Below are 15,372 nucleotides of genomic sequence, written 5' to 3'. Positions count from 1 at the left end.
GGAGGCGCACCCATGGTCGTCTACCTCGACCACGCCGCGACGACGCCGATGCACCCCGCGGCCATCGCCGCGTACGCCGACGCGCTCGCCGGCGTGGGCAACCCCTCGTCGATCCACTCCGCCGGGCAGGGCGCCAAGCGCGTGCTAGAGCAGGCCCGGGAGCGCGTCGCCGCCTCCCTCGGCTGCGACGCGATCGAGGTCGTCTTCACCTCCGGCGGCACCGAGTCGGTCAACCTCGGGGTCAAGGGCCTCTGGTGGGCGAGGCAGGCCGACCGGCCGCGCCCGCGCCTCCTCGTGCCCGCCGGCGAGCACCACGCCACCGTCGACGCCGTCGAGTGGCTCGAGCGGCACGACGGGGCCGTCGTCACCTGGCTGCCCCTCGACGAGCACGGCCGCCTGCGGGTCGACGCGCTCGCCGCGGCCCTCGACGAGCACGACGACGTCGCCCTCGTCAGCCTGCTCTGGGCCAACAACGAGGTCGGCACGATGCAGCCCGTCGACGAGGTCGTCGCGCTCGCCGCCGCGCACGGCGTGCCCGTGCACTGCGACGCGGTGGCGGCCTACGGGCAGGTGCCGATCGACTTCCGGGCCAGCGGGCTCGCCGCGCTGAGCGTGAGCGCGCACAAGATCGGCGGGCCCCTCGGCATCGGGGCGCTCGTGCTCGCGCGCACCGCGACCGTCGAGCCGCTGATCCACGGGGGCGGGCAGCAGCGCCAGGTCCGCTCGGGCACGCAGGACGCCCCCGCCGCCGTCGCGTTCGCCGTCGCGGCCGAGCAGCCGCACCCCGCGTACGAGCCCCTCCGCGACCGTCTCGTCGCCGGCGTGCGCGCCGCCGTGCCGTCGGCCGTGCTGCGCGGCGACCCCGTCGACCGGCTGCCCGGCAACGCGCACTTCACGTTCCCCGGGTGCGAGGGCGACTCGTTGCTGTTCCTCCTCGACGCGGCCGGCGTCGCCGTCTCGACCGGGTCGGCCTGCCAGGCGGGCATCCCCGAGCCGTCGCACGTGCTGCTCGCCATGGGGCTGACCGACGACGAGGCGCGGGGCGCGCTCCGCATGACCGTGGGCCACACGAGCACCGAGGCCGACGTCGACGCCCTCCTCGCCGCGCTGCCCGACGCGGTGGCCCGCGCGGCCCGCGCCGGCTACGCCGCCCGCACGCCCACCCTCGGCGCCCGCTAGCCCGCGCCGCGCGCGCCGCTAACCCGCGCCGCGTGCCCGCACCGCGTGCCCGCGCCCGCGCCCGTGGCGTGCGCCCTCGCCCGTGCCGCGCCCCCGCGTTCCTGCACGAGGGCGGCTCATGTGTCGCGTCGCGGGCCCTCTTCGGTGTGGGCACCCCGAGTCTCGTCACCTGACGCGTCCTCAGCGGGCCCATGCACGATGACGAATGGTCATGTGTCGCGTGGTGGCGCCTCCTTCGTCGGAACGCCCCGCGTCTCGTCATGTGACGCTTCCTCGCCCGGCGCCCGGCGCCCGGCGCCCGGCGCCCGGCGCCCGGCGCCGCCGCCCGGCGCCGTCGGGCTGACGGCCACTCATGTGGCGTGACGTGGGTTGCGCGGGCGCCTGAGAGGCTCTGACGCGGCACATGACTCCTTCTCGCCTCGGCCGCGGTCCACAGCCGTGGTGACGGTGGGCCCCCCCACGGGCGGAGGGGGAGAGGAGGTGTCCCCAGGCCCGCCAGCCACACGCGCCCCCTCGACGGCCCGGTCCGCGATGGTGGTGGGCATGCGCCCCCGACCCCTGCCCCGCGAACTCCTCACCTTGCCGTTCAGCCGGCGGCGTGCCCTCGAGCTCGGTGTCACGCCGGACAGGCTGCGCGCGGGCGACCTCCTCGTGCCGCACCGCGGCGTGCGATCGACGACCAGCACCTCCTCGATCGCCGGGCGTGCGGCCGACGCGCTTCCCCTGCTGCAGCAGGGCGAGTGGTTCAGCCACGTCACCGCGCTCCAGCTCTGGGGGCTCCCGCTCTCGACCCGGTGGGAGTCCGCCGATCTGCACGTTGCCGGCACGGTCCGGCGACAGCTCCGTCGTCCCGGCATCGTCGGGCATAGGCCTGTGCGGCAGCCGCCCCGCGGGTCCGTGCGGGGGATGCCGGTGTCCTCGCCGGTCCAGGCGTGGGTCGAGTCAGCGCGTCTCCTCGGGCTGGACGAGCTGATCCAGGTCGGCGACGCGCTGGCCGGCCGTTGGTCACCGCACGCCGCCGCGCGGCGAGTGCCCCTGGCCGTGCTGGCCGACACGGTGCGGATCGCCCGAGCACGTCGCCGACCGGGAGCCGTGCTCCTGGGCGAGGCGATGACGCACGTCCGGGAACGGGTCGACTCCCCGCGCGAGACCGTCCTGCGCCTCGCCATCGTGCGGGCGGGCCGCCCTGAGCCCGAGGTCAACGTGAGGCGCCGGGCCGGCGACGGTTCCGTGCTCGGCCGGCCCGACCTGAGCTACCCCGACGAGAAGGTCGCCGTCGACTTCGAGGGCGACGCCCACCGGACCGACCGCCGCCAGTGGGAGGCGGACGTCGACCGCCGCGAGCGGTTCGTCGACGACGGATGGGCGTACCTCCGGGTGACCGACCGGCACCTGCGCCCGCCGCAGTGGGGTCGTTTCCTCGCCCGTCTCGACCGAGAGCTGGGCGCTCCCGGCGATCGTCGTCGACGGTGAGCTCGCGCGGAAGACGAGCCGACAACAAGGAGACAGGGCGCGACGGGGGAGAGGGCAGACTGGCGGGATGCAGATCTACTCGGCGTCGTCCGCCGTCCGTGCCCGCCAGGTCGCCGGCGACGTCGTCGCCGTGGCGCTCGTCGTCGTGTTCGTCGCGCTGGGCCTGGCCGTCGCCGCCTTCGTCGGCGGCCTCGCCGAGCTCGGGCGACAGATCGAGGAGGCGGGCGCCGGGTTCCAGGGGACCATGGACGACGCCTCGCGCGTCCTGGGCGGCATCCCGCTGCTGGGCGGCGCCGCGTCGGCCCCGTTCGACGGGGCGTCCGGGGCGGGGCAGGCGCTCGTCGACGCCGGACGCCGGCAGCAGGACGACGTGGCGCGCGCCGCCGTGGTGGCCGGGCTGCTCGTCGGCGGGCTGCCGAGCGTGGTGGTGCTGTGGGTCTGGCTGCGCGGGCGCGTCGCGTTCGTGCGCCGCGCCTCCTCGGTCAGGGGCCTGCTCGCTCTGCCCGGCGGCGACGACCTGCTCGCCCTCCGCGCGCTCGCCGGCCCCGACGCCCGCGCGGCGCTCGCCGTGTCGCCCGAGGCGGTGGCCGCCTGGCGCGCGGGCGACCCGGAGGTCGTGCGGCGGCTCGCCGACGTGGCCCTCCGCGAGTCCGGCGTCGCCCGGCCGCGTGCCGCCCAGCCCCGCTGACCCCGATCGGCCCGAGCCCGAGCCCGAGCCCGAGCCGCCGACCCCGCCGACCCCGCCCCCGGGCGCGCAGCCCCCGCCCGGCCCGGCCCGGTAAGCTCGGGCACCATGATCGCACTGGACTTCTCTGAGCAGATTGCCGCCCTCCGGGCCACGTTCGAGGACATCCGGGCCGTGATCGGGCAGGAGCGCCTCGTCGCCGAGATCGCCCAGCTCAGCGAGCAGGCGTCCGCCCCCGACCTGTGGGACGACACCGAGAACGCGCAGAAGGTCACGAGCGCCCTCAGCCACCGTCAGTCCGAGCTCGAGAAGCTCGAGACGACCGAGCAGCGCCTCGACGACCTCGAGGTGCTCGTCGAGATGGCCAACGACGGCGACGACCAGGAGAGCGCCGACGAGGCCCAGGCCGAGCTGAAGAGCCTGCAGGCGATGATGGACACGCTCGAGGTGCAGACCCTGCTCGACGGCGAGTACGACCCCCGCCCCGCTGTCATCACGATCCGGGCCGGGGCCGGCGGCGTCGACGCGGCCGACTTCGCCGAGATGCTGCTGCGCATGTACCTGCGCTACGCCGAGAAGCACGGCATGTCGGCCACGGTCATGGACACGAGCTACGCAGAAGAGGCTGGCATCAAGAGCGCGACCTTCGAGATCGACGCGCCCTACGCGTTCGGCACCCTGAGCGTCGAGGCCGGCACCCACCGCCTCGTGCGGATGAGCCCGTTCGGCGCCGCGGGCAAGCGCCAGACCAGCTTCGCCGCCGTCGAGGTCATCCCGCTGATGGAAGAGACGGAGTCGATCGACATCCCCGAGAACGACATCCGGGTCGACGTCTTCCGTTCGTCGGGCCCCGGCGGCCAGAGCGTCAACACGACCGACTCCGCGGTCCGCCTCACGCACATCCCGACCGGCACCGTCGTCTCGATGCAGAACGAGAAGAGCCAGATCCAGAACCGGGCCGCGGCGATGCGGGTGCTGCAGTCCCGCCTCCTCCTGCTGCAGAAGGAGGCCGAGAACGCCAAGAAGAAAGAGCTCGCCGGCACCATCACGGCCAGCTGGGGCGACCAGATCCGCAGCTACGTCCTCGCCCCGTACCAGATGGTGAAAGACCTGCGCAGCGAGCACGAGGTCAACAACCCGTCGAACGTCTTCGACGGCGACCTCGACGGCTTCATCTCGGCGGGCATCCGCTGGCGCAAGCGCGACGACGACTAGGCCGGGCGAGACCCGAGGCCGAGGAGGCGCGGTGCACGACGGCACCGCGCCTCCTGTCGTCCTCCCAGCGGTTCCATAGGCCCGCTCGGGGGGCGAGTCGCGCCCGCGATCGGGGCGGGGCGCGCTTAGGGTGATCCCCGTCATGATCCGTTTTGATGAAGTCACCAAGGTGTATTCCGGCAACCCCCGGCCGGCGCTGAACTCGGTCACCCTCGAGATCCTCAAGGGCGAGTTCGTGTTCCTCGTCGGCGCCTCCGGCTCCGGCAAGTCCAGCTTCCTGCGCCTCGTGCTCAAGGAGGAGAAGCCCTCGAAGGGGCAGATCCACGTGCTCGGGCAGAAGCTCGGCACGCTGTCGAGCCGCAAGGTGCCCTACTTCCGTCGCAACCTCGGGGTGGTGTTCCAGGACTTCCGCCTGCTGCCGCAGAAGAGCGTCTTCGACAACGTCGCCTTCAGCCTCCAGGTGATCGGCAAGAGCAAGGGCTTCATCCAGGAGGCGGTGCCCGATGTCCTCAAGATGGTCGGCCTCGTGGGCAAGCAGCAGCGGCTGCCGCACGAGCTCTCGGGCGGTGAGCAGCAGCGCGTGGCCATCGCCCGCGCCATCGTCAACAAGCCGTCGATCCTGCTCGCCGACGAGCCCACGGGCAACCTCGACCCCTCGACCAGCGCCGGCATCATGACGCTGCTCGAGCGCATCAACGCGGGCGGCACCACGGTGATCATGGCCACGCACGACGCGGGGATCGTCGACCAGATGCAGCGCCGCGTCATCGAGCTGAGCGCGGGCAACATCCTCCGCGACGAGCGCCACGGCGGCTACCAGACGCAGGCGGTGCCGATCCAGGCCATCGGGGTCGAGGACCTCAGCCTGAGGGGAGCGGACGAATGAGGCTCGGACTGGTCCTGGGCGAGGTCGGCAGCGGCCTCCGCCGCAACGTCTCGATGGTCGTCGCCGTCGTGCTCGTCACCTTCATCTCGCTCACCTTCGTCGGCACGGCGGCCCTGCTGCAGCTGCAGATCAACCAGATGAAGGGCTACTGGTACGACAAGGCCCAGGTGGCCGTCTACCTCTGCACCGAGACCGACACGACCGGCAACTGCACGGGCGCCAAGGCCACACAGGACCAGATCGACGGCGTCGAGGCCCAGCTCAGCAGCCAGGTGCTCGCCCCGTTCGTCGACCGCTCGTACTTCGAGACGCAGGACGAGGCGTACCAGCGCTTCACGACCCAGTTCGCCGACAGCCCGGCGACCGAGTTCGTGCAGCCGTCGTACCTCAACGAGACCTTCTGGGTGAACCTCAAGGACCCGACGCAGTCGGACGTCCTCACCGAGAGCCTGTCGAGCCTGGCGGGGGTGCAGAGCGTCGTCGACCAGCGCGGCTACCTCGACCCGATCTTCTCCGTGCTCAACGCGGCGAGCTACACCGCCATCGGCATCGCCGTCCTGATGCTCATCGCCGCCGTGCTGCTCATCGCGACCACGATCCGGCTGAGCGCGTTCAGCCGACGGCGCGAACTCGGCATCATGCGGCTGGTGGGAGCGTCGAACCGGTTCATCCAGACGCCGTTCATCCTCGAGGGGGTGATCGCCGCCCTGGTGGGGTCGGTACTCGCCGGCGGGGCGCTGATCGCCATCGTCAACTTCTTCGTCAAGGGCTACCTCGTGACGACGTTCGCCTCGACCCCGTTCATCGGGCTGCGCGAGACCGCGATCGTCGTGCCCCTGGTGATCGTCATCGGCATCGCCCTGGCGGCGCTGTCGGCCAACGTCGCGATCCGGCGGTACCTCAAGGTGTAGCGACGCCCCGGCGTCGCGGGGCGGGCGCCCCGAGGAGGCGCGGTGCAGGTCGTCCCTGCACCGCGCCTCCTTCGGTCTCTCGCCTCGTGTAGACTGACAGGCTGCCTGATCGCAGGCGCACCAACCCACGAACGACCGGAGGCACAGCGTGGCGAGAGAACGCGGCGAGAAGGTCGTGGCCACCAACCGACGGGCGCGCCACGACTACCTGATCGAGGACACCTACGAGGCCGGCATCGTGCTGAGCGGCACCGAGGTGAAGTCTCTGCGGCAGGGGCGGGCGTCGCTCGTCGACGGCTACGCCTTCGTCGACGCCGGCGAGGCCTGGCTCGACGCGGTGCACATCCCCGAGTACACCGAGGGCACGTGGAACAACCACGCGCCGCGGCGCAAGCGCAAGCTGCTGCTGCACAAGCAGCAGATCGTCAAGATCGGGCAGAAGACGAAGGAGGGCGGGTTCACCGTCATCCCGCTCAAGATCTACTTCAGCGACGGCCGGGCGAAGGTCGAGATCGCGGTCGCCAAGGGCAAGCGCGAGTACGACAAGCGGCAGACCCTGCGCGAGCGCACCGCGACCCGCGAGGCGCAGGCCGCCATGTCGGCTCGGAAGCACCTGGGCGAGTAGCGCCCCGGAGCCGTCGGGCAGGTAGACTGAGACCGACGACAATTCAACAGAGTGTGACGACGGCCCCCTCATGGGGATGATCGGTTTCGACATCGCCTGTGTGCGAACGAGAAGCGGGCCGAGGATCCAGGGTCATCTCGTGAACGATCCCTGGAAAACAATAAGTGCCAATAACAAGCGCACTGACTTCGCTCTCGCTGCGTAAGCAGTAGAGCCACATGGAGTCCGTCAGTCTGGTGACCGCCTTCTAACCAGAGCCTGACGTCATCTAGAGGGCTCGCTGCGTGACTACGCCTGAGGGTCACGCGGGACTCGAACTCGGGCTGGGCTCGTCGACCTAGAAGCCAGTAGCGAAGGTCGGAGCCGAGCAGAACGTCTCATCTGGCTACGCCCGTAGAATGCGTGCAATCTCAGCGATGGACGGGGGTTCAATTCCCCCCATCTCCACCACCGGGCCGTCGTCACACTCCGTTCGATCGTCGCTCGCGACGAAGGCCCCCTCCCTCTCCGGGTGGGGGCCTTCGTCGTGCGCGAGGGTGCTCCGTCCGCCGCGGGGGACATGCCGGCGAGGACGTGCAGACCGTGCAGGTGTAAGACGGAACCTCCATGACGAACGCGCCCGACACCTCCTCCGTGCCCACCACTCCCGCTGATCACGGGCCCGACGCCGAACGCCAGAAGTGGCAGGCGTTCTGGGTCTGCGTCGGCGTGGCCGCCCTGACCATCCTCGACCTCTCGAAGGTCAACGTGGGGCTGCCGAGCATCGAGGCGTCGCTCGGGGCCGGACCGACCGCGCTGCAGCTGATCGTCGCGGGCTACGCGCTCGCCTTCGGCCTGTCGCTCGTGCCGTCGGGCCGACTCGGCGACCTCAAGTCGCGACGTCTGATGTTCGTCGTGGGCCTCAGCTCGTTCACGGTGGCGAGCGTGCTCTGCGCGATCGCGCCCACCATCGAGCTGCTCGTCGCCGCGCGGATCCTGCAGGGCGTCGCCGCGGGCATCCAGATGCCGCAGGTGCTCGGCCTGATCCAGCAGTTGTTCCAGGGCCGCGAGCGGGGCCGTGCCTTCGGCCTGTTCGGCGCCGTCATCGGCGTCGCGACGGCCTTCGGCCCCACGATCGGCGGACTCCTCATCGCCGTCGGCGGGGCGCAGGACGGCTGGCGCCTGCTCTTCTGGATGAACGTGCCGCTCGGCATCGTCGCCATCGTCTTCGCCCTCAAGCTGCTGCCGCGCACCTCGACGGCGCCCAGCGGCCACAACGAGCTCGACCTCATGGGCATCGTGCTGCTCGGCCTCACGATCCTCACGCTCATGCTCCCGTTCGTCCTCACGACCGGGCAGGGCGACGACCCCCTGCGCTGGCTGTTCCTCGTCGGCTTCGTCGGCTTCGGCGCGCTCTTCGTCTGGTGGGAGCAGCGCTACAAGGCCCGGGGCAAGTCGCCCGTCGTGCACTTCTCGCTGTTCTCGGTCGCGTCGTACCGCAACGGCACCCTGATCGCGACGGTGTACTTCTGCGCCCTCCCCGCGACGTTCCTGCTGACGACGCTGTTCCTGCAGCAGGGCCTCGGGCTCGAGCCGGTCTTCGCCGGCATGGTGACCATCCCCTTCGCGCTCACGAGCGCCGTCGCGGCCTTCTACGGCGGGCGCATCGTCGAGAAGTACGGCCGCAGCCTCGTCGTGCTCGGCCTCGTGCTCGTCGGCGTGGGCTTCGTCGTGCTGCTGCTCGCCGCGACGCTCACCCCGCCCGAGATCACCCCGTGGGCGATGGGAGGCGGCATGCTCGTCGCCGGGACCGGCGGCGGCTTCGTGATCTCGCCGAACCAGACCCTGACCCTGGCGGAGGTGCCGGTCGAGATGGGCGGCGTCGCCGGCTCCATGGGCCAGGTCGGCCAACGCGCCGGCACGGCCATCGGCACGGCCGCGGCGGTGTCGACCTTCTACTCGGTCATCGCCGGCCGCAGCGAGGGGTCGACCCTCGACATCTACCACGAGGCGTACCGCAGCGGGTTCCTCGTGACGATCGCCCTGGTGGCGGGAGCGCTCGTGCTGGCGCTGCTCGACCTGCGGGCGCGCAGGCAGGGGCGGGTGGGCGAGGCGGCCGACGCCTCCTAGGCTCTCGAGGCCCCGGCGCAGCCGGGCGTCAGGCGGCGGGGGACTGCGCGGCCGCGACCGCGAGCCAGGCCGTGATGTCGACGGCGTGGGTGCCGGCGAGGTCGACGGCGGCGGGGTCGACGCGGGTGGAGGAGGAGGCGGCGGGGGCGGCGACGAGGGAGGCGGCGGTGACGACGGGCATGGTGTTCTCCTCTGGGGGACGGTCGAGTTGACGGAGCCCGCGCGGCCCGCCGTCGAGCGACGGGCCGCGGGGCTCCTGGTGCGCCGACCCGTCTCGTGACGGGACCCCTGCGGGGCACGGCGACCACCTGCGGCCAGTCAAGTGGACGGGGTGTTTCGCCGGCATCGCCCGAAGGGACCGGTTCACGACACACGCCCTACACCGAGCGGATGAGGTGGGGCGTCGCCGGCCCGAGCACGCCGGGGGCGGACGATGTGCCCCGGACGGCCGGGCGGTGCCGCGCGGAGCGACCATCCGGGGCAGATCGTCCTCCTGCGTCTGCCCACGGCGGCGGGTGGGCCGGTCAGGCCCCGGGGGCGCGCTCCGCCACGACCGCGAGCACGGCGTCGTGCAGCAGGCCGTTGCTCGCGAGGGCGCTGCCGTGCCAGGGGCCCGGGTCGCCGTCGACGCTCGTGAACCGGCCGCCCGCCTCCTCGACGATCGGGATGACGGCCGCCATGTCGTACGGCTGCAGGCCGAGCTCGCCGGCGACGTCGAGCGCCCCCTCGGCGACGAGCAGGTACGACCAGAACTCGCCGTAGGCGCGCGTGCGCCAGACCTGCTCCGTGAGGGCCAGCAGCGGCTCGAGCCGGCCGGCCTCGCGCCAGTACTCGAGGCCGTTGTAGCTCAGCGACGCGTCGGCGAGCTCGCGGACGCCCGAGACGCGCAGGGGAGCGGTGCCGTGCTCGGTCGAGAACGCTCCGCCGCCCGTGCTGGCCCACCAGCGGCGGCCCAGGGCCGGCGCGCTGACGACGCCGAGCACGGGCACCCCGTCGACGACGAGCGAGATCAACGTCGCCCAGACGGGCACCCCGCGCAGGAAGTTCGCCGTGCCGTCGATCGGGTCCACGATCCACTGGCGGCGAACGGCCGCGTCGTCGCCGGCGTCGTCCCCGGCGGAGTCGTCCCCGAACTCCTCGCCGTAGAACGAGTCGCCGGGGCGCTCGGACTCGATGCCCGCCCGGATCGCCCGCTCGACGGCCTGGTCGGCGTCGGTCACGTGCGTGCGGTCGGGCTTGAGCGACACGTGCAGGTCGGCCGAGCGGTAGCGCTCGGTGCTGATCGCGTCCGCCGCGTCGGCGAGCGTGAGGGCGAGCCGCAGGTCGGCCGCCCACGGCGCACCGGCGGGCACAGCCTCGCCCGGTTCGACGGCACCGCTCGGGTCGGCGGCCCCGCTCGGGTCGGCGTCGGACGAGGAGGCGCGCGTCGGGTCGGTCACCTCGCCAGCGTACCGAGCGCGCCCGGCCGACACCGCGCCTCCTCGTCTCGTCCGGGCCCCGTGCCGCGGGCTAGGGCTGCTCGTCCGAGCGGGCGTCCTCGTCGCGGGCGGCCTGCTCGCGGCCGCTGACGCCGCCCTTCGAGGCGAGCAGCGTCTGCAGCGAGGCGAGCCGCTCGCGGCCGACGTCGCCGAGCTCGCCGGCCTCGACCCGGTCGACGATCTCCCAGTCGTGCGCCTCGGCCAGCGGGATGCCGTCGCGGGAGGGCTTCTCGGAGGGGCGGGCGTGCCGGGCGAACGAGCGGAGGATGTTCTCCGGGTCGACGTGCCCCAGCCCGAACGAGCGCACGCCGGGGGTGTCGACGATCCAGCCGCCGCTCGGGACCTTGAACGACACGGTCGACGACGAGGTGTGCCGCCCGCGTCCGGTCACCGCGTTGACGACGCCGACCTCGCGCTGAGCACCGGTGAGGGCGTTGACGAGGGTCGACTTGCCGACCCCCGAGTGCCCGACGGTGACGGTCACGTGCCCGTCGAGCAGCTCGCGCAGCTCGTCGAGCACGGGCGACGGCGAGCCGTCGGCCTGGGCGTCGAACGACGTGGAGGTGGTGGTCACGATGCGCAGGTCGAGGCACGCGAAGTGCGCCGCGAACGGGGCCGGGTCGGCGAGGTCGGTCTTCGTGATGCAGAGGACCGGCTCGACGCCGGCGTCGAAGGCGGCGACCATGTAGCGGTCGACGAGCCTCGGGCGCGGCTCGGGGTCGGCGGCCGCGACGACGATCAGCATCTGGTCGGCGTTCGCGACGATGACCCGCTCGACGGCGTCGCTGTCGTCGGCACTGCGACGCAGCAGCGTCGTTCTCTCGTGCACCTTGACGATGCGCGCCAGGGACCCCTCGGACCCGCTCGTGTCGCCGACGACCCCCACCCGGTCACCGGTGACGACGCTCTTCTTGCCCAGCTCTCGGGCGCGGGCTGTCGTGATCTCGCGCTCGTCGGGGGTGCCGGCGTCCATCAGCACGCCGTAGCGACCGCGGTCGACGGTCCAGACCACCCCCTCCTCGGCGTCCGCGTAGGCGGGCCGCTGCTTGGTGCGGGGGCGGTTCGCCTTCGGGTTCGGGCGCTGTCGCACCGAGCTCTCGTCGTACTGGCCCCAGGCCTCGTCGTCCGCGGCGTCGTCGCCGTCGCTCCACCAGCTCACCGGGGGCCTACAGGAACCCGAGCAGGTCGATGTCGGCGGGTCGCTCGACGACCCGACGCCCGAGCAGATCGTCCCAGAGGTCGACGAACTGCGGCAGCGTCTTCGAGACGACCCGCACGTCGTCGAGCTCGACGCCGTCGACGGCCAGGCCGATGATCGCGGCCGCGTGGGCCATGCGGTGGTCGCCGTAGGTGCGCCACTGGCCGGCGTGCAGGGGCGCAGGCTCGACCCGGAGGCCGTCGTCGAGCTCGGTGACGAGCCCGCCGAGCGCCGAGATCTCGCTCGCCAGCGCGGCGAGGCGGTCGGTCTCGTGCCCGCGGAGGTGCCCGATGCCCGTCAGGGTGCTCGGCCCGGAGGCGAGGGCCGCGAGGGCGACGAGGGCGGGGGCCAGCTCGCCCCCGCGCGACAGGTCGACGTCGACGCCGGGCAGCGAGCCGCCGCCGACGAGGCCGACCCCGCCGTCGACCGTGAGCACGTCGCCGTCGAGCGAGACGGTCGCGCCCCAGAGCGGCAGCAGCTCGATCAGGTCGGCCCCGACCTGCGTCGTCTCGACGGGCCAGTGCGCGATCGAGACGGTGCCGCCGGCCACGAGGGCCCCGACGAGGAACGGCGCGGCGTTCGACAGGTCGGGCTCGATCGTGAGCTCGCGCCCGGCGATCGGGGCCGGCGCGACGTCCCACACGCCCGGCTCGGGCGTCGCGACCGTCACTCCGCGCCGGGCCAGCGCGTCGATCGTCATCTCGATGTGCGGGGTGCTGGGGAGCACGTCGCCGGTGTGCCGCAGCGTCAGCCCGCGGGCGAAGCGCGGCGCCGAGAGCAGCAGGCCCGAGACGAACTGGCTCGAGGCCGACGCGTCGATCTCGACCTCGCCGCCCTCGACCTCGCCGGTGCCGTAGAGGCTGAACGGCAGCGAGCCCCGGCCGTCGTCCGACACGTCGACGCCCAGGGCGCGGAGCGAGTCGAGGGTGGCGCGCATGGGGCGCCGTCGGGCGGCCTCGTCGCCGTCGAAGGTCACCGGCCCGAGGGCGAGCGCCGCGACCGGCGGCAGGAACCGCATCACGGTGCCGGCGAGGCCGCAGTCGACGGTGGCGCCGCCGGCGAGCTCGCCGGGCGTGACGACGAGGTCGGGGCCGAACGGCTCGCCCGACTCGAGCTCGTCGATCGTCGTGCCGAGGGCCCGCAGGGCGGCGATCATCAGCGCGGTGTCGCGCGAGTGGAGCGGCGCGTGCAGGGTCGAGGGGGAGTCGGCGAGGGCCGAGAGCACCAGCTCGCGGTTCGTCAGCGACTTCGACCCGGGCAGCGACAAGGAGGCGCGCAGCGGGCCGGCGGCACGGGGCGCGACCCAGCGCCCGTCGTCGACCTCCGGGGGCACGCCGCCGTCGTCGTAGGGAGAGAACTCGGGCCCGGAATACCTGTACACCTGCATCGGTTCACCAGGGTAATGCAGCGACGACCTGGAGGACGCGTGCCCACAGCACTTGCACCGAGGCGGATCACCGTGGCCGAACTAGAATCGGCCGTGATGAGCACCCCCGAGGGCCACGAGCCCACCCCCGCGACCAGCGCGACCGCCCCTGCCGTCGACGAGGCGGAGGCCGCCGTCGTCGAGGCCGTCGAGGCGTCGGACGAGGGCGAGCCCGACCTGCGGGCCCTCTTCGAGGAGCAGGCCCTGCCGTTCATGGACCAGCTCTACGCGGCGGCGATGCGGATGACGCGCAACCCGGCCGACGCCTCCGACCTCGTGCAGGAGACGTTCGTCAAGGCGTTCGCGGCGTTCCGGCAGTTCCAGCAGGGCACGAACCTCAAGGCCTGGCTCTACCGGATCCAGACCAACACGTTCATCAACACGTACCGCAAGAAGCAGCGCGACCCCTACCAGGGCACGATCGACGAGCTCGAGGACTGGCAGATGGGCGGCGCCGAGTCGGCGACCCGCGCCTCCGGGTCCACGCGCTCCGCCGAGGCCGAGGCGATCGACCACCTCCCCGACAGCGCCGTCAAGGACGCGCTGCAGAAGGTCCCCGAAGACTTCCGCATGGCGGTCTACTTCGCCGACGTCGAGGGCTTCTCGTACCAGGAGATCGCCGACATCATGAAGACGCCCGTGGGCACGGTGATGAGCCGCCTGCACCGCGGTCGCCGACTCCTGCGGGGACTACTCGCCGACTATGCCCGCGACCGAGGGATCGCGGTGCCGGCCGGCACGACGACGAAGGGCAGCGACAAATGACCGACTGCGGTTGCGACAAGGCGAAGGCCGAGCTCGAGGAGTTCCTGCACGACGAGCTCTGCCGCGAGGACGCCGCCGACATCCGAGAGCACATGCGCACCTGCGCCGACTGCTCGGGCGAGCACCACGTGGGCGTCGTCCTCACCGAGGCCGTGCAGCGTGCCTGCAAGGAGACCGCGCCGGAGGACCTGCGCTCGACCGTGCTGGCACGCCTGCGCGACCTGCAGGCGTCGCACTAGGCGCCAGGCCCCGGAGCCTGGCGGGCGGTCGGGAGGCCGGCCGCGCGGATCAGGCCAGGGTCGCGTCCTCGCGGCGGCGTGCGTGCTCGACGACGTCGTCCCAGAGCAGCCGCAGCGAGGGGTCGCCCGCGTCGCCCGTGCGCTGGACGACCTTCGACACGGCCGGCACGCAGAGGCGGAAGTCGGGCTCGCCGACGACCAGCACCAGGGGGTCGTCGCCCGTGCCGGAGCAGAGCCGGCCGCCGTACTCGCGGCGGACCGTCTCGAAGAAGTAGCACGCGGCGCCGAACGACACCGCGTCGGGCACTCCGTCGGCGTCGACGTCGCCCCGGTGGCGGGCGAGGACGCCGTCGAGCGAGTCGACCGAGGCCGGGCTGAAGTCGAGGGCGGCCGCGTCGTCGCGGTGCCCGCCCTTGCCGACCGACCGCACGAAGCGGGCGGCCTCGTCGGCGACCTGCTGCTCGGGCGTCGAGTTCCGTGTGAAGAGACCCATGGTCCTCGACCCTATCTGCCGACGTCACGGGGCGTCGAGCTGCGCTAGCGTCGTCGCATGACCGCCACGGTGGAAGTCCTCGCCAACCCGACCGCCGACGACCTCGACGACCTGGTCGCCCTCATCGGGCTGCTCGGCCACTCGCTCGACGCCGAGGTGCTCTCGGCCCGGCTCGGGCACCTGACGGCCGCCGCCGGCCACGAGACCTGGGTCGTGCGCGGCGCCGACGGGCGCGTGACGGCCGTCGCGGGCGGCCACGTGCGCTGGGCCTACAACGCCGACGCGCCGACGGCACAGCTGCTGCTGCTCGTCGTCGGCGAGACGGCCCGCCGCGACGGCACGGGCTCGCACCTGCTGCAGCACTTCGAGGACTGGTCGCGCGGGCACGGCGCCCGCACCCTCGAGGCCGTCTCCGCCGCGGCCACGGACTCGGCGCACCGCTTCTACCGCAAGCGCGGCTACCACGAGGCGGGCGTGCGCTACTCGAAGCTCGTCTGAGCCCCGGCGCCCCGACAGCGCCCCCTCACCCCGACGGCGTCCGCTCGCCCCGTCGCGCACCCGACCTCTCACGACCGCGCGAGTCGGGCTCATGTGTCGCGTGACGGGCCGCGAGGTGCAGACGGCGCCCTCGCCGCGGCACATGACGCGCCCTCACTCGCTCGTCCCGGGCTGAGTCGACCTCAGGTGGCG

Annotated in this window: 16 protein-coding genes and 1 other RNA gene; 12 read left to right on the top strand and 5 right to left on the bottom strand. The window is 73.0% G+C overall.

What is annotated here, in order from left to right; translation table 11 throughout:
• Nucleotides 1-12: 12 nt before the first annotated feature.
• The 9 genes from FHR78_RS02700 (at nucleotide 13) to FHR78_RS02660 (ending at nucleotide 9,083) form a co-directional block, all read left to right on the top strand.
• The gene (locus tag FHR78_RS02700; protein ID WP_166759671.1) at nucleotides 13-1,179 is read left to right on the top strand and encodes a cysteine desulfurase family protein; all 1,167 of its coding nucleotides are present in this window, start codon (nucleotides 13-15) and stop codon (nucleotides 1,177-1,179) included.
• A gap of 543 nt (nucleotides 1,180-1,722) precedes the next feature.
• A complete protein-coding gene (locus tag FHR78_RS02695; RefSeq protein ID WP_166758958.1) occupies nucleotides 1,723-2,652 on the top strand; it encodes a hypothetical protein in 930 nt (309 codons plus the stop codon).
• 67 nt (nucleotides 2,653-2,719) lie between these two features.
• Entirely contained in the window at nucleotides 2,720-3,340 is a 621-nt protein-coding gene (locus tag FHR78_RS02690; RefSeq protein WP_166758957.1) for a hypothetical protein, read from the top strand.
• Nucleotides 3,341-3,445: 105 nt separating this feature from the next.
• Complete coding sequence (gene prfB, locus FHR78_RS02685) at nucleotides 3,446-4,552, top strand: peptide chain release factor 2 (protein ID WP_166758956.1); 1,107 nt, start codon at nucleotides 3,446-3,448, stop codon at nucleotides 4,550-4,552.
• Nucleotides 4,553-4,694: 142 nt separating this feature from the next.
• Nucleotides 4,695-5,438, top strand: coding sequence for a cell division ATP-binding protein FtsE (gene ftsE / locus FHR78_RS02680; RefSeq protein WP_166758955.1), 744 nt, complete (start codon nucleotides 4,695-4,697; stop codon nucleotides 5,436-5,438).
• The gene (gene ftsX / locus FHR78_RS02675; protein WP_166758954.1) at nucleotides 5,435-6,349 is read left to right on the top strand and encodes a permease-like cell division protein FtsX; all 915 of its coding nucleotides are present in this window, start codon (nucleotides 5,435-5,437) and stop codon (nucleotides 6,347-6,349) included. Before ftsE ends, ftsX begins: the two co-directional genes overlap by 4 nt.
• A gap of 148 nt (nucleotides 6,350-6,497) precedes the next feature.
• Nucleotides 6,498-6,974, top strand: coding sequence for an SsrA-binding protein SmpB (gene smpB / locus FHR78_RS02670; RefSeq protein WP_166758953.1), 477 nt, complete (start codon nucleotides 6,498-6,500; stop codon nucleotides 6,972-6,974).
• Nucleotides 6,975-7,046: 72 nt separating this feature from the next.
• Nucleotides 7,047-7,424: a transfer-messenger RNA gene (gene ssrA / locus FHR78_RS02665) on the top strand.
• A 156-nt stretch (nucleotides 7,425-7,580) separates the two neighbouring features.
• Nucleotides 7,581-9,083: an MFS transporter gene (locus FHR78_RS02660; protein ID WP_166758952.1), complete on the top strand. Its 1,503-nt coding sequence runs from the start codon at nucleotides 7,581-7,583 to the stop codon at nucleotides 9,081-9,083.
• A gap of 28 nt (nucleotides 9,084-9,111) precedes the next feature.
• Here the strand turns inward: FHR78_RS02660 and FHR78_RS02655 are convergent, their stop codons facing one another.
• The 4 genes from FHR78_RS02655 to aroA form a co-directional block, all read right to left on the bottom strand.
• Nucleotides 9,112-9,264 carry a hypothetical protein gene (locus tag FHR78_RS02655; RefSeq protein WP_166758951.1) on the bottom strand — a complete coding sequence of 51 codons (153 nt, stop codon included), beginning with the start codon at nucleotides 9,262-9,264 and terminating at the stop codon, nucleotides 9,112-9,114.
• Nucleotides 9,265-9,607: 343 nt separating this feature from the next.
• The gene (locus FHR78_RS02650) at nucleotides 9,608-10,435 is read right to left on the bottom strand and encodes an inositol monophosphatase family protein (RefSeq protein ID WP_347878086.1); all 828 of its coding nucleotides are present in this window, start codon (nucleotides 10,433-10,435) and stop codon (nucleotides 9,608-9,610) included.
• Nucleotides 10,436-10,592: 157 nt separating this feature from the next.
• Nucleotides 10,593-11,720 (bottom strand): ribosome small subunit-dependent GTPase A, encoded by a 1,128-nt coding sequence (gene rsgA / locus FHR78_RS02645; RefSeq protein ID WP_166758949.1) that lies wholly within the window; start codon nucleotides 11,718-11,720, stop codon nucleotides 10,593-10,595.
• A gap of 7 nt (nucleotides 11,721-11,727) precedes the next feature.
• On the bottom strand, nucleotides 11,728-13,146 hold the full coding sequence (aroA, locus tag FHR78_RS02640; protein WP_166758948.1) for a 3-phosphoshikimate 1-carboxyvinyltransferase: 1,419 nt from the start codon (nucleotides 13,144-13,146) through the stop codon (nucleotides 11,728-11,730).
• A 96-nt stretch (nucleotides 13,147-13,242) separates the two neighbouring features.
• On the opposite strand from aroA, the gene FHR78_RS02635 reads away from it, so the two are divergent.
• Both FHR78_RS02635 and FHR78_RS02630 read left to right on the top strand, forming a co-directional pair.
• Nucleotides 13,243-13,950 (top strand): sigma-70 family RNA polymerase sigma factor, encoded by a 708-nt coding sequence (locus tag FHR78_RS02635; RefSeq protein WP_166758947.1) that lies wholly within the window; start codon nucleotides 13,243-13,245, stop codon nucleotides 13,948-13,950.
• On the top strand, nucleotides 13,947-14,189 hold the full coding sequence (locus tag FHR78_RS02630; protein WP_166758946.1) for a zf-HC2 domain-containing protein: 243 nt from the start codon (nucleotides 13,947-13,949) through the stop codon (nucleotides 14,187-14,189). Before FHR78_RS02635 ends, FHR78_RS02630 begins: the two co-directional genes overlap by 4 nt.
• A 49-nt stretch (nucleotides 14,190-14,238) precedes the next feature.
• On the opposite strand, the gene FHR78_RS02625 is transcribed toward FHR78_RS02630, so the two are convergent.
• Nucleotides 14,239-14,682 carry a hypothetical protein gene (locus tag FHR78_RS02625; RefSeq protein ID WP_166758945.1) on the bottom strand — a complete coding sequence of 148 codons (444 nt, stop codon included), beginning with the start codon at nucleotides 14,680-14,682 and terminating at the stop codon, nucleotides 14,239-14,241.
• A 57-nt stretch (nucleotides 14,683-14,739) separates the two neighbouring features.
• Between FHR78_RS02625 and FHR78_RS02620 the strand changes: the two genes are divergently transcribed.
• The gene (locus FHR78_RS02620) at nucleotides 14,740-15,180 is read left to right on the top strand and encodes a GNAT family N-acetyltransferase (protein ID WP_166758944.1); all 441 of its coding nucleotides are present in this window, start codon (nucleotides 14,740-14,742) and stop codon (nucleotides 15,178-15,180) included.
• Nucleotides 15,181-15,372 lie beyond the last annotated feature (192 nt).

The organism is Frigoribacterium faeni, assembly GCF_011761235.1.
GTDB lineage: Bacteria > Actinomycetota > Actinomycetes > Actinomycetales > Microbacteriaceae > Frigoribacterium > Frigoribacterium faeni_A.
The sequence above is the reverse complement of the archived record's forward strand: the minus strand, read 5'-3'. Positions and strand labels throughout refer to the sequence as shown.

Excerpts from the sequence above, each read along its gene's own strand:
- FHR78_RS02630 (WP_166758946.1), top strand. The coding sequence starts at position 13,947 with ATGACCGACTGCGGTTGCGACAAGGCGAAGGCCGAGCTCGAGGAGTTC.
- FHR78_RS02635 (WP_166758947.1), top strand. The coding sequence starts at position 13,243 with ATGAGCACCCCCGAGGGCCACGAGCCCACCCCCGCGACCAGCGCGACC.
- FHR78_RS02660 (WP_166758952.1), top strand. The coding sequence starts at position 7,581 with ATGACGAACGCGCCCGACACCTCCTCCGTGCCCACCACTCCCGCTGAT.
- FHR78_RS02690 (WP_166758957.1), top strand. The coding sequence starts at position 2,720 with ATGCAGATCTACTCGGCGTCGTCCGCCGTCCGTGCCCGCCAGGTCGCC.
- ftsX (WP_166758954.1), top strand. The coding sequence starts at position 5,435 with ATGAGGCTCGGACTGGTCCTGGGCGAGGTCGGCAGCGGCCTCCGCCGC.
- ftsE (WP_166758955.1), top strand. The coding sequence starts at position 4,695 with ATGATCCGTTTTGATGAAGTCACCAAGGTGTATTCCGGCAACCCCCGG.
- FHR78_RS02620 (WP_166758944.1), top strand. The coding sequence starts at position 14,740 with ATGACCGCCACGGTGGAAGTCCTCGCCAACCCGACCGCCGACGACCTC.
- FHR78_RS02700 (WP_166759671.1), top strand. The coding sequence starts at position 13 with ATGGTCGTCTACCTCGACCACGCCGCGACGACGCCGATGCACCCCGCG.
- FHR78_RS02625 (WP_166758945.1), bottom strand. The coding sequence starts at position 14,682 with ATGGGTCTCTTCACACGGAACTCGACGCCCGAGCAGCAGGTCGCCGAC.
- FHR78_RS02695 (WP_166758958.1), top strand. The coding sequence starts at position 1,723 with ATGCGCCCCCGACCCCTGCCCCGCGAACTCCTCACCTTGCCGTTCAGC.
- prfB (WP_166758956.1), top strand. The coding sequence starts at position 3,446 with ATGATCGCACTGGACTTCTCTGAGCAGATTGCCGCCCTCCGGGCCACG.
- FHR78_RS02655 (WP_166758951.1), bottom strand. The coding sequence starts at position 9,264 with ATGCCCGTCGTCACCGCCGCCTCCCTCGTCGCCGCCCCCGCCGCCTCC.
- aroA (WP_166758948.1), bottom strand. The coding sequence starts at position 13,146 with ATGCAGGTGTACAGGTATTCCGGGCCCGAGTTCTCTCCCTACGACGAC.